The organism is Guyparkeria sp. WRN-7, assembly GCF_001641825.1.
Classification (GTDB): domain Bacteria; phylum Pseudomonadota; class Gammaproteobacteria; order Halothiobacillales; family Halothiobacillaceae; genus Guyparkeria.
In genome coordinates this window covers 235,764-248,434 of sequence record NZ_LRFH01000014.1, presented here as the reverse complement: position 1 = coordinate 248,434, position 12,671 = coordinate 235,764, and the positions used below count along the sequence as shown (strand labels likewise).

The 12,671-nt window shown below is 68.0% G+C and carries 9 protein-coding genes and 1 pseudogene; 8 read left to right on the top strand and 2 right to left on the bottom strand.

The annotated features are described in order from the left end of the window. Positions 1-5 precede the first annotated feature (5 nt). The 6 genes and pseudogenes from AWR35_RS05745 to AWR35_RS05725 all read left to right on the top strand — a co-directional run bounded on the left by AWR35_RS05745 (position 6) and on the right by AWR35_RS05725 (position 6,410). Positions 6-1,319: an RsmB/NOP family class I SAM-dependent RNA methyltransferase gene (locus tag AWR35_RS05745; protein ID WP_058574993.1), complete on the top strand. Its 1,314-nt coding sequence runs from the start codon at positions 6-8 to the stop codon at positions 1,317-1,319. A 126-nt stretch (positions 1,320-1,445) separates the two neighbouring features. Next, positions 1,446-1,535, top strand: a pseudogene (locus AWR35_RS10920) (lipoprotein); the annotation flags it as partial. 75 nt (positions 1,536-1,610) lie between these two features. Next, a complete protein-coding gene (gene lysA, locus AWR35_RS05740; RefSeq protein ID WP_058574992.1) occupies positions 1,611-2,900 on the top strand; it encodes a diaminopimelate decarboxylase in 1,290 nt (429 codons plus the stop codon). A 258-nt stretch (positions 2,901-3,158) separates the two neighbouring features. Further along, the gene (locus AWR35_RS05735; RefSeq protein WP_058574991.1) at positions 3,159-3,899 is read left to right on the top strand and encodes a glutathione peroxidase; all 741 of its coding nucleotides are present in this window, start codon (positions 3,159-3,161) and stop codon (positions 3,897-3,899) included. A gap of 125 nt (positions 3,900-4,024) precedes the next feature. Further along, positions 4,025-5,392 (top strand): glutathione-disulfide reductase, encoded by a 1,368-nt coding sequence (gene gorA / locus AWR35_RS05730; protein ID WP_058574990.1) that lies wholly within the window; start codon positions 4,025-4,027, stop codon positions 5,390-5,392. 91 nt (positions 5,393-5,483) lie between these two features. Beyond that, positions 5,484-6,410 carry a LysR family transcriptional regulator gene (locus tag AWR35_RS05725; protein ID WP_058574989.1) on the top strand — a complete coding sequence of 309 codons (927 nt, stop codon included), beginning with the start codon at positions 5,484-5,486 and terminating at the stop codon, positions 6,408-6,410. A gap of 32 nt (positions 6,411-6,442) precedes the next feature. Here AWR35_RS05725 and AWR35_RS05720 read toward each other — a convergent pair whose 3' ends face one another. Further along, entirely contained in the window at positions 6,443-9,064 is a 2,622-nt protein-coding gene (locus AWR35_RS05720; protein WP_058574988.1) for a diguanylate cyclase, read from the bottom strand. A gap of 192 nt (positions 9,065-9,256) precedes the next feature. Further along, positions 9,257-10,966, bottom strand: a complete 1,710-nt coding sequence (locus AWR35_RS10985) for a diguanylate cyclase (RefSeq protein WP_058574987.1) — start codon at positions 10,964-10,966, stop codon at positions 9,257-9,259. Between the two features lie 139 nt (positions 10,967-11,105). Here AWR35_RS10985 and AWR35_RS05710 point away from each other — a divergent pair, with 139 nt between their 5' ends. Both AWR35_RS05710 and AWR35_RS05705 read left to right on the top strand, forming a co-directional pair. Then, positions 11,106-12,038 carry an aldo/keto reductase gene (locus AWR35_RS05710; RefSeq protein WP_058574986.1) on the top strand — a complete coding sequence of 311 codons (933 nt, stop codon included), beginning with the start codon at positions 11,106-11,108 and terminating at the stop codon, positions 12,036-12,038. Between the two features lie 4 nt (positions 12,039-12,042). After that, positions 12,043-12,648: a DUF6064 family protein gene (locus AWR35_RS05705; protein ID WP_058574985.1), complete on the top strand. Its 606-nt coding sequence runs from the start codon at positions 12,043-12,045 to the stop codon at positions 12,646-12,648. Positions 12,649-12,671: the final 23 nt, after the last annotated feature.

The following is a 12,671-nucleotide window of genomic DNA, read 5'->3' as shown; positions in this document are numbered from 1 at the left end:
ACGGCATGTCCGATCCGACCCCCGATCCCGCCACCCTGTCCGGCAACGACTGGCCCGCGCCGACCCTGCCGCGTGGCCGTCCCTTCCCCGCCCAGCTGCAACTCGCCGCGGAGCTGCTCGAGCGCATCAGCCAGGATGGCCTGCCGGCCGATCGCACCCTGCAACGCGAGCTCGCCGCCCGGCGCCGGATGGGCCGCCGCGATCGCGAGCGGGTACGCGAACTGACCCTGTTCGTCCTCCGTCAGCGGAATGTGCTCGACTGGCTGCTCGGCCGCGAAGCGCCCACGATGGCAATGCGGGTGGGCGCCGCGTTGCTGCTCGCCGATGCGCTCGACCCGGTCCTCGCCGAGAAGGCCGGGCTCGACGAGCACGACATCGACCGACTTGCCGATCGCCGACGGAGGTCCTTTACCGACCTACCGACCGAGATCCGCTTCAACCTGGGCGCCGAGGTCGCGACCCAGTGGGACGCACTTGCCCCCGATGACCCCGAGTCACTGGCGCAGGCGCTCGAGGCCCGTGCCCCGATCGACCTGCACGCCAACCCACGCTGCGGCACGGTCGACGCGCTGCGGCGCGAGCTCGCAGACGCGGCGATCGACGCCACGCCCATCGCCGGCCTGCCGCTCGGCCTGCGGCTCGACCGGCCCGCCCGCCTGACGCGCCTGCCGGCCTTCGAGCGCGGTGCGTTCGAGATCCAGGATGCCGGCAGCCAGTGGGTGGTACGCGCCCTCGACGCGCAGCCGGGGGAGCGGGTCCTCGACCTGTGCGCCGGCGCCGGCGGCAAGAGCCTCGGCCTGCTGGACGAGAGCGGCGGCAACCTGGAGCTGGTCGCCTGCGATCTGCATGCCGAGCGCCTGGAGCGCCTGCGGGCCCGCGCCGAGCGGCACGGCGATCGTGCGCTGTCGCTGCACGCCCTGGACGCCACCCAGCCCCTCCCCGACGCACTCGGTCAGTTCGATCGTGTGCTGATCGACGCGCCCTGCAGTGGCTCGGGCACCTGGCGTCGCCACCCCGAGCTGCGCTGGGCCGAGATCGACTGGCCGGGCCTGGCCGCCACCCAACGCCAACTGCTCGAGCAGGGCGCCGCGGTCACCCGCCCCGGCGGGCGGCTGGTATATGCCACCTGCAGCCTGTGGCCGGCAGAAAACGAGGCGGTGGTGGCCGATTTTCTCGCCGAGCACCCCGGCTGGCAGACGGCCAGCCCCGAGGACATCGGCCTGCCCGGCGATGCCGTCACCGCCGAGGGCTGGCTGCGACTGCGCCCGGACCGGCACGATTGCGACGGTTTCTTCATCGCCTGCCTGCAGGCACCGTGACGCCGGGGCCGAGCAAACCGGCCGCGGCTTGAGGCATAATCGGCCGCCAGCCATCCTCGTCATTCATCCGCAAACGGCCCTCCGGGCCCGGGAGTCCGCATGACACGCTTGTTGCCGATCCCCAGCTTGTCTCGCCCAATCGGAACAGGGCTGCTGCTGACCGCCTTGTGCCTGAGCGGCTGCGGCCAGAAGGGGCCGCTGTACCTCCCCGACGAGGACGCGAATGCCGCGCCGGCCGAAACCGACACCTCCCCGACCGCCACCGACCAGGACTGACCCCGGAGCCACGCCGTGTCCCAGACCGAACTCCCGCCGTTCTTCTCCCGCACCGCCAACGGTGAGCTGCAGATCGAACAGGTCACCGCCAGCGCGATCATCGAGCGGTTCGGCTCGCCCACCTACGTCTATTCGCGGGCAGCGATCGAATCGGCCTTCACCGCGCTCACCGAGGCCTTCGGCGAGCGGTCCCACCGCATCTGCTACGCCGTCAAGGCGAACAGCAACATCGGCATCCTGAGCGTGCTGGCCCGACTGGGCGCCGGCTTCGACATCGTCTCCTACGGCGAGCTGGCCCGCGTGCAGGCGGCCGGCGGCGATCCGGCCCGGTGCGTGTTTTCCGGCGTGGGCAAGTCGGCCGACGAAATCCGCGGCGCGCTGGCAGCAGGCATCGGCTGCATCAATGTCGAATCCGAGGCCGAACTGCGGCGCATTGCCGACATTGCGAGCGAAATGTCCCAAATTGCGCCGATCTCGCTGCGTGTCAACCCGGACGTCGACGCCCGCACCCACCCCTACATCTCCACCGGGCTGAAGGACAACAAGTTCGGCATCGCCATCGACGATGCCCTGCCGCTGTACGAGTGGGCCCATGCCCAGCCGTCACTGGCGGTCACCGGCATCGACTGCCACATCGGCTCGCAGCTGACCGACGTCAGCCCGTTCCGCGATGCAGCCGAACGGGTGATGAAGCTCGCCCACCAGCTCGCCGAGCGCGGCATCGAACTGGCACACCTCGACCTCGGCGGCGGGCTCGGGATCCGCTACACCGACGAGACCCCGCCGGCGGCGGCCGACTGGATCGAGGCGATCCGCTCGGTGGTCGACGCCGACCCGCTCGCCCGCGAGCTGCCGATCTGGATCGAGCCGGGCCGCTTCATCGCCGGACCGGCCGGTGCACTGCTCACCCGGGTCGAATACCTCAAGCCCGGCGAGCACAAGTCGTTCGCCATCGTCGACGCGGCGATGAACGACCTGATGCGCCCGGCCCTCTACGGCAGCGACATGGCGATCGTCCCGGCCGGGCAGGCCCCGGGCGAACGCCAGCACGCCGCCTGGGAGATCGTCGGGCCGATCTGCGAGACCGGCGACTTCCTTGGCCATGACCGGCGCTTCGACCTGGCCGAGGGCGACCTGCTTGCCGTGCTCGGCGCCGGGGCCTACGGCTTCTCCATGGCCTCCAACTACAACACCCGCCCACGGGCGGCCGAGGTGCTGGTCGACGGTGATGCCTGCCACGAGATCCGTCGCCGCGAACCGCTCGAGTCGCTCTGGGCGCTGGAACAACTGCCGCCGACCGACTGACCCCTTCGGCCGGCAAGCGGCAGCCGTCGCACCAATTGATAGTTTTCGGCTATCAAAAGCATGGGAAAAACCAATTTCCCTCGATGGAAACCCTCGACTATGCTTTCTGCAGTCACGTCGCGGCACTCGCCGCGGCGACTGACCGGGCGGCGATTGTTTTTTGACGTTCCGTCCCCATGATTTTTCGACGGCGAGGTGCCCCGCACCCCGCCCCGGTTTTGTTCGTTCGTTTGTTTCCAACTCAAAAGGAGATTCCGCATGCTGGAGAACCGCGAAGGCCAGAAGGTACCCAACGTCACCTTCCGCACCCGTCAGAACCACGACTGGGTCAACGTGACCACCGACGAGATCTTCAAGGGCAAGACCGTCGCCGTCTTCTCCCTGCCGGGCGCATTCACCCCGACCTGCTCCTCGAGCCACGTGCCGCGCTTCAACGAGCTGGCGCCGGTGTTCAAGGAGAACGGTGTCGACGAGATCGTCTGCATCTCGGTCAACGACGCCTTCGTCATGAACGAGTGGGCCGAGGACCAGGACGCCGACCGCATCCGCTTCCTGCCGGACGGCAACGGTGATTTCACCGACGGCATGGGCATGCTGGTCGACAAGGACGACCTCGGCTTCGGCAAGCGCTCCTGGCGCTATTCCATGGTCGTAAAGGACGGCACGATCGAGAAGATGTTCATCGAGCCGGAGAAGCCGGGCGACCCGTACGAGGTTTCCGACGCGGACACCATGCTCGACTGGCTGGCGCCGAACGCCAAGAAGCCGCACTCGATCATGCTGTTCACCCGCAAGGGCTGCCCGTTCTGCGCCCGCGCCAAGGGCATGCTCCACGACGCGAATCTCGAGTTCGACGAGATCGTCGTCGGTGACGACGTGAACCTGCGCGCCCTGCGTGCCGTCGCCCAGACCGAGACCGTGCCGCAGTGCTACGTCGACGGCCAGAAGGTCGGCGGCAGCGAGGAAGTCGAAGCCTGGCTCAAGCAGCAGGGCTACTGATCGCTCAACCGTAGCGACCCATCACCGGCCCGGGCCTCCCCCGGGCCGGCTTTCGCATGCCGCGGGAGCGCCCCGGCATCCGAAAGCCAGACGACAATCGTCCCAACACCTTTCTGGAGGCATCCATGAGTGGCAAGCATTTCGACATGATCGTCCTCGGCGGCGGCTCCGGCGGCCTGGCCGTGGCCGAGCGGGCCGCGCAGTACGGCAAGGACGTTGCCGTCATCGAGCCGACCGCTCTCGGCGGCACCTGCGTCAACGTCGGCTGCGTGCCGAAGAAGGTCATGTGGTACGCCGCCAACCTGGCCCACGATCGCGTCGATGCCGCCGACTGGGGCTTCCCCGAGGCCACCGGCGGGGTCGATTTCGGCACGCTGGCAAAGAAGCGCCGCGAGTTCATCGCCGGCATCAACCGCTTCTGGGACGGCTATGCCAAGGACCTCAAGCTGACCGTGATCGACGGTTACGGCCGGCTGACCGGTGACAAGCAGGTCGATGTCGACGGCACCACCTACAGCGCCGACCACATCGTGCTTTCCACCGGCGGCCGGCCGCTGGTGCCACCGGTGCCGGGCGCCGAGCACGGCATCACCTCGGACGGCTTCTTCGAGCTCGACGAGCTGCCCAAGCGCACCGCCGTGATCGGCGGCGGTTACATCGGCGTGGAGCTCGCCGGCGTGCTGCGCTCGCTGGGCAGCTACGTCACCCTGCTCGACATGCTCGACACCATCCTCGCGCCGTTCGATCCGCTGATCCGCGAGACGGCCACCGAGAATCTCGAGCAGCAGGGCATCGAAACCCACCTGCCGTTCAAGGTCGCGAAACTCGAGAAGACCGACGAGGGCACCGTCATACACGGCGCCGACGGCGAGCAGCTCGGCCCGTTCGACCAGGTGATCTGGGCGGTGGGCCGCAAGCCGAATACCGACGACATCGGTCTGGACAAGGCCGGCGTCGAGGTGGAGAAAAACGGCATGATCCCGGTGGATGCCTATCAGAACACCAACGTGAAGGGCATCTACGCCATCGGCGACATCATCGGCAAGTATCCGCTCACGCCGGTGGCGATCGCCGCGGGCCGACGTCTCTCGGATCGGCTGTTCGACGGCCAGGAAGAGGCGCACCTCGAATACGAGACCATTCCGACGGTGGTCTTCGCCCACCCGGCCGTCGGCACGGTCGGGCTGACCGAGCCGCAGGCGATCGAGCAATTCGGCAAGGATCAGGTCACCATCTACGAGACCCGGTTCACGCCGATGCGCTACGCTCTCTCCGGGCACGGCTTCAAGACGGCGATGAAGCTCGTCTGTGTGGGCAAGGAGGAGCGTGTCGCCGGCCTTCACCTCGTGGGCGACGGCGCCGACGAGATGCTGCAGGGCTTCGCGGTGGCGGTGAAGGCCGGCCTGACCAAGGCCGACTTCGACAACACGGTGGCCCTGCACCCGACCTCGGCCGAGGAACTGGTCACCCTGAAGTCCCCGCGCGACGACTGACGTCCCGCGGACAGCGGACACATCAAGGCCGGTGCGGGACAATCCCTCCGGCCTTTTTTATCCTTGAACAGGGTTCCTGCGAGGGCTTTCCATGTTTCTGGAACTGCGTCACCTCAAGACCATCCGCGCCATCGAGCAGACCGGTTCGCTGGCCGCGGCAGCCGACCGGCTGCACCTGACGCAATCGGCGCTGTCGCACCAGATCCGGGCACTGGAATCCTATTACGAGACGCCGCTTTTCTCACGCAGTTCGCGGCCAATGCGTCTGACCGAGGCGGGCCGCCGGCTGTTGGCAGGGGCCGACGTGATCCTGCCGGAGATCGAGCGGCTCGACCGCGATCTGCGCCAGATCGCCGGCGGGGCGACCGGGCGCCTGTTCCTGGCGCTGGAATGCCATTCCTGCTTCACCTGGCTGATTCCCACCCTGGAGCACTATCGGGCGCAGTGGCCATCGATCGAGACCGACCTGTCGATGTCATTGGGCTTCGATGCGATCGATGCGCTGCGCGACGGCCGGCTCGACGGCGTGATCAGCTCGGATCCGATCGACGACCCGGAACTGCACTTCGAACCGTTGTTCCGCTACCCCGTGGTCCTTGCGCTCGCGCCGGGACACCCGCTGGCCAACGAGACCCGCATCGAGCCCGAGATGCTCGCCGACCAGACGGTGATCGGCTACCCGGTCGATCGCGAACGGCTCGACATCTACCGCCGCTTCCTTGACCCGGCCGGCATCGAGCCGGCGAATTCGCGGCAGTCCGAACTGACGGCGATGATCGCCCAGTGGGTGGCCAGCGGTCATGGCGTGGCGGCCTTGCCGAAATGGGCCATCGCCGACGAACTGGAGCGCGGCATCGTCACCGCCCGCCCGCTGGGTGACGGCATGTCCTCGACCATGCACCTGGCGGTGCGCCGCGACGAGCACCGACTGGCCTACATGGACGCCTTCCTGCGCCTGGCACGCGAACAGGCGGGCCAGCGACTGGATGACATCAGCCTGGTGCGCCCCAGCCGCTGAGAAACCGCACCCGTCGTCCCACCCCCAAGACGTCAGCGCGCCTCCGGGGCGGGCAGCAACGCCGACGGCAGGGCCTCGGTCTCGCGGGCGAAGCGGTAGCCCTGCATCAGCTCGATCGACAGCCCGCGGATCAGCTCGACCTGGGCGTCGGTCTCGACATTGTGCGCAACGACCGTGACGCCGAGGGTCTCGGCGATGGCCAGCAGCCCGTCGATGAACGCCCGGTCGCGGCGATTCACCTTGCGATCGCACAGCCAGTCGGCCTCGATCTTGAGGTAATCGAACGCGAAGCGCCGCAGATAGGCGAACGTCTCCCGGCCCGAGCCGGCATGATCGATCGCGGTGCGCACGCCGGCCGCACGCAGGTCCGCCATCGGCCGGCCCAGCGCGCTGACGTCCCCGGCCAGCGGGCTCTCGCTGATCTCGATCACCACCTGGTCGGGGTTCAGCGGCGAATGGGCGATCGATTCGAGCAGGAAATCGATGAAACGCGATTCCAGGAGACTGGTCGGTGCGATATTGAAGAACAACTGGCCACGGCAGTCGGCCAGGGCGGGGTCGGCCAGCACCATGGCGACCACGCGCCGGTCGACCACGTCGATCATCTGGCCGCGCCCCAGCACCCCCACGAACGCCGCGGCCGGCACGACACGATCACCGACCCGGGCGCGGGCAAACACCTCGGCGCCCACCACCGTGCCGTCTCCCCGCCGGACGGGCTGATAGACCACCGACACCGCCTCGGCCGTGAGCGACGTGACCGCGTCCGCGCCAGGCTCGTCGACCGGCTCGGCGGCGGTGACATCGTCGCGATCGGCGACCGCCAGCCGGTTCTTGCCGGCGGCCTTGGCGCGGTACATCGCCTGATCGGCCAGCGAGAACAGCACCTGGCCGGTCGTCGCGCCCTCCTCCGCGGGACCGACCGCCAGGCCGATCGACAGGGACAGGCGCAGCGATTCGCCGTCGGGGGCCGCGATGGAGGTCTCCTGAACACGGGCAAGCAACCGCTCGCCGACCTGCTCGGCCGTGCGGTCGTCGGCATCCGGCAGGATGGCCACGAACTCGTCGCCACCGTAACGCGCCACGATGTCGCCGTCGCGCAGGCCCGTCTGCAGCAGATCCGCCACCCGCCGCAGGTAGTCGTCACCGAAGCCGTGGCCGTAACGGTCGTTGACGCGCTTGAAGTCGTCGAGGTCGATGACCATCAACCCGAACCGGTACTCGTGACGGCGAGCCCGGCCGATCTCGTACTCGAGCAGTGACCAGAACATGCGCTGGTTGTACAGACGCGTGAGCGGGTCGCGCGTGGCGAAGTACTCGAGATCCTCGGTGTGCTTCTCGATCGCGCGCACCGAGCCGACCACGTTGATCAGCGTCGAGAGGATCGACTCGATCACCAGGCGCTTGACCGTCATGCGCGCCTCGCCCATCGGCACGATCAGCCCGACCATGCCCTGCATCGGCGGCAGGTCCATCGTCAGTGTCTTGGTATGCAGGTCGAGGCAACCGGCGTCGGTCAGCAGTTCGCCGTCATGGCCGTTGTGCTGCCGCGGGGTCACCTCGCGCGCCTCGCCGCCGAAGCACTCGCCCACCCGCCGGCTGACCTCGGCATCGATCCGCGCGGCGACCACCTCATCGGTCCGCCCCTGCCAGAACACGTCCACGCCCACCGGCCGGTCGGCGATCGAGAAGGCGGTGAACACGCCGTGAACGGTGAACTGCTTGTTGATCTCCTCGAGCAGGTCGCGCACGTAGCGCCGCCAGTCGCGCACCACGTCGGAGGTGATCACGAAGTGCTCCATCAGCCCGATCTCGAACTCGAGCAGGTTGCGGTCGATGGCGACGTCACGGACCTTGTCGGTCAGCACGTCCACCCGACCGAGCACGTCGTCGAATTCGGAAAAGCCGGTCGACGCGCCGGCAAAGCGCAGATGCGCCAGATCGTCGACCCGGTTGACCTGCTCGACCGAGCGATTGAGCCGCCGCAGCGACCGACCCAGCCGCCAGCTGAGAAAGCCGGCGATCAGCAGCGCGACCAGCAGAGGGACGGGAACGATCAGCATCAGGCGGTCGACCAGCTGGTCGTGCGCCTGCTCGATCATCGGTCCGACCGGCTGACGGATGGAAAGCACCCCCAGCACGTCACCGACCTCGGCATTGACGTGGCACTGCAGGCATTCGCCGCTGGCGATCAGGGGACGGTCGTAACGCACCAGCTGGGCGTCGGTCTCGACATGGGTGCGACGGGTATCGAACGCCGCGCGTGCCGTGTCATCGGGGGCGGGCTGGGCGAGCGGGCCGAACAGCGCGTCGACCCGCTCGCCACGGTAGACGTTGATCACCGCGCCCGGATCGGCGCGCTGGTTGAGGGAATCGAGGAATTCGTTGAGCTGCTCACGCGTCCATCCCTGACGCATGATCTGGTACATCGCGTTGAAGGTGCCGTCGGCGAGCACGCGGGCGTTCTGCACCGCGGAACGTTGCACGGCCTGGGTAAACACCGTCTCGGTGACCAGGTAGACCGCGACGGTGAGCCCCAGCGACACCAGCAGGGCGGCAATCACCATCAGCGCGCGCAGCGAACGGAACGAGGCGGCCAGCCGATCGGCCAGTGCCCGACCCCACCCTCCTGCCTGCTTCCGCCTGCCCCGCATCCACCTCCTCCTTGACCCGCCGGGACGGGCATCGATGACCAAACCCACAGCCTCAGTGTGGGCATTATTGGACTATTACCCTACCGGGGTCCAGATGCGGACTGAAATCAGTTTTAATTCCAGCATTATCAAATATTTGAATATTCTGTTTTCAAAATGCGTACCCGCCATCGCGTACGACGGGAACCGGCCCTAGGCACGATCCACGCGCACCCGGTTCCGGCCCTGGCGCTTGGCGACATACAGGGCGCGATCCGCCCGGGACAATGCCTCGGCAATGCCACCATCCTCGGGCCGCGCTTGGCTCAGGCCGATGCTTGCGCTCAAGGACAACGTCCGCCCCTCGAAGCTCACCGGCATGGCAGCGATCCGCTCGCGCAATCGCTGCAGCAGCGACTCGCCGCCGGCAAGGTCCGTGTCGGGCAACAGCACGCCGAACTCCTCTCCACCCAGCCGGCCGACCAGGTCGGTCTCCCGCAACGTGCCGCGCAGGCAGGCGGCCAGCTCGCAAAGCACCACGTCCCCGGCGGCATGCCCGTAGAGGTCGTTGGTGTCCTTGAAATGATCGAGGTCCAGTACGGCAATGACCAGCGGCTCGCCGGAACGCCTGGCGTGCAGCCAGAGCTGCTCCGCCTCTGCGAGGAAATGCCGCCGGTTGGCCAGCCCGGTCAGGCCGTCGCGGGTCGCCAGCATCTGCAGTTCGCGATTGGCCTCCTCGAGCTCGGCGGTGCGGGCTCGAACCCGCGCATCGAGCCGTTCGTTGGCCTCCACCAGCGCCCGCTCGCGTCGTTTGATGCGTCCCTGCAACTGATTGACGCCACGGGTGATCACGTCGAGCTCGCGCACCCCGGTCGGCTCGATGGACCCGGAATGGCCGAGAGACAGCCCGGCCAGCCCATCGGCAATCCGATTGACCGGCCGGATGAGGTGACGGGAGAACAACCAGCGACTGATCAGGAAGGCCAGGGTGCCGAACACCAGCACCGCCACCACGGCAAGAATGCCCGTGAGCTGCAGGAGCCGCTTCTGGGCGCTGTTGTCGTAGACGACCCGGGTGATCAGGTCCTCCGTCTCGCCGCCGGAGCCGCCGACGCGGGTATAGCGCTCGTAACGCACCAATCGATCCCCGCGGCGCCGGACCACGGTGTCCCTCTCGGTGGTCTCGAACACCTCGAGCACCTTGGCCGGCAAGGTCTCGCCCGAACCGCCCAGGGACCAGGCGCCGAACCCGTTGGCGAGGAAGGTGTCCAGCGAGACGACCTGGCCGTCCATCCGGGTCGGCGCCCGGAACAGACGGTTGAACAGGAAGTCGAGGTAGCGATCGCTGCGGCGCTTGGCAATGAACTCCTGCAGGTCGAGCGATGCCTCCAGGATGTAGGAGGCATCCACGGGGCCGAAATAGGCATATTTCCGCAGCTTGCCCGTGGCGATGGAGATGTTGAACCGGTCGGAGAATACCTGGCCGCTGCCGCGCAGCCGGGCAAGCATCTGGCGCATTCCTTCGCCGGCCTGGGATAGGTCAAGCCCCTGGTCCGGGGCATAGTTGGTCGCCACGACCACCCCGTCGGTATCGATGACGTAGAGGTGTTCGACGCGAAAGCGTTCTGCCAGACGCTCCAGCACCTCCGGCGGAGCGGCACGCGGGTCCTCGACCCAGACACGCAGGGCGGAGTCGATGCGCGGCAGCCGGTTCTCGAGGCGCTCGTCGAGTTGTGCCTCCTCCTCGGCCAGCAACAGGTCGAAGGCACGAAAGCGCTCGCGCAGCTGACTGTGCAGGTGGGCGACACGCTCCTCTCCCACCTCGGCCAGCTGGTGGCTGGCCAACCCGGCCACGCTCAGTGCCGTCAAGGCGGCGGCCATTGCCACCGCAAGCAGCAGAAAAAGGGTGATTCGTCGCTGCATACGCCGTCGACGCCTCCTTAGCGTCAACCGCACCTTATGCGGAAAGGGGCATAAACCGAGTCTAGCGCTGGGTTGTTGGCACTGCCAGTGCTGAAAAACTATTGTTACGAAAGGGACTTTTTCAGGGAGAAAACGAGGCGTGCCGAATACCCACCACAGGCGACGGCGGCAGTTGCTGCGCGCCGCCGCAGCGGGGCTCATCGCCGGCTATCTGCCGGGCGGGTCCGCCCGCGCGGTGGCGGACCCGATCATCAAGCGACGCATTCCCGCCAGCGGCGAGACGGTGGCCGCGATCGGCATGGGCACCTGGATCACCTTCAATGTCGGCAGCGATCCGCGTGCCCGCCAGCAGCGCACCGAGGTGTTGCGTACCTTCCTCGACCGCGGCGGCCAGCTGGTGGACTCCTCGCCGATGTACGGCTCGGCCGAGGCGGTCCTCGGCCATGCCCTCGCGTCGATCGAGCGGACCGATCCGCTGTTCGCCGCCAGCAAGGTGTGGACGCCCGACGAGGACGCCACCCGCGAGCAGGTCGCCCGCAGTGAACGACTGTGGGGCATCGACCGCTTCGACCTGATGCAGGTGCACAACCTGGTGGCCTGGGAGGCGCACCTCGAGACCCTGCTGGCGATGCGCGAGGCAGGCGAACTGCGCTACGTCGGCATTACCACCTCGCACGGCCGGCGCCACCGCGAGCTCGAACGGATCATGCGCGAGCGGCCCATCGACTTCGTGCAGGCCAGCTACAGCCTCGCCAACCGCGAGGCCGAGCAGCGGCTGCTGCCGTTGGCCGCCGAGCGCGACATCGCCTTCATCGCCAATCGGCCCTTCCAGGGCGGACGGCTGATCGACCGGGTCAAGCGCCACCCGTTTCCCGGCTGGGCCCGCGAGGCGGGGCTGGCCAACTGGGCCGACGCCCTGCTCAAGTTCATCATCGCCCACCCCGCGGTGACCTGTGCGATCCCCGCCACCAGCCGGGTCGACCACATGCGCGAGAACATGCAGGCATTGCGCGGCCCGCTGCCGGACGAGGCCCTGCGCGAACGACTGGCACGCCACGTCGCGCGGCTCTGAGCCCATGATGGACACGCTCGCCACCTGGCTGAGTTATCGCCCCGGCGACCTGCTGATGTTCTCGCCGGAGACCTATCGGCGCCTGTTCGAGCGGCTCAACCTCGAACTGTGGCCGTGGCACGGCCTGCTTGCGCTGCTGGTCGTCGCCATGCTGTGGCTCGCCCTGCGCCCCGAGCGGGTCGCCCAGCGGGCGGCAGGCATCCTCCTGGCCGCGGCGTGGGCCGCGGTAGCCTGGGGTTTTTTCGATCTCTACGCGGAGATCAACCTCCTCGCCCCTTGGCTGGCAGGCGTGTTCGTCGCCCAGGCACTCGCCATCGCCGCGATTGCGCTGGTCGGGCCGGGCCTGGCCATCGGGTATGCCGGCCGGCGTGCTCGCATCGGTCTGGCCATTGCCTGCTGGGGGCTGCTGGGGCACCCCCTGTTGCTGCTGGCCGTGGGGCGTTCGCCGGCGTCACTGGAACTCTTCGGCCTGGCACCCGATCCCACGGCCATCGCCACGATCGGACTGCTGCTGTCGAGCCAGCTGCGCCACCCGGTCCCGTTGCTGGTGCTGCCGCTGGCCTGGTGCCTGATCGCGGCGCTGACCTGGTGGGCATTGCTCACGGCATGACGCCGCCATTGGACTAGCCTTGA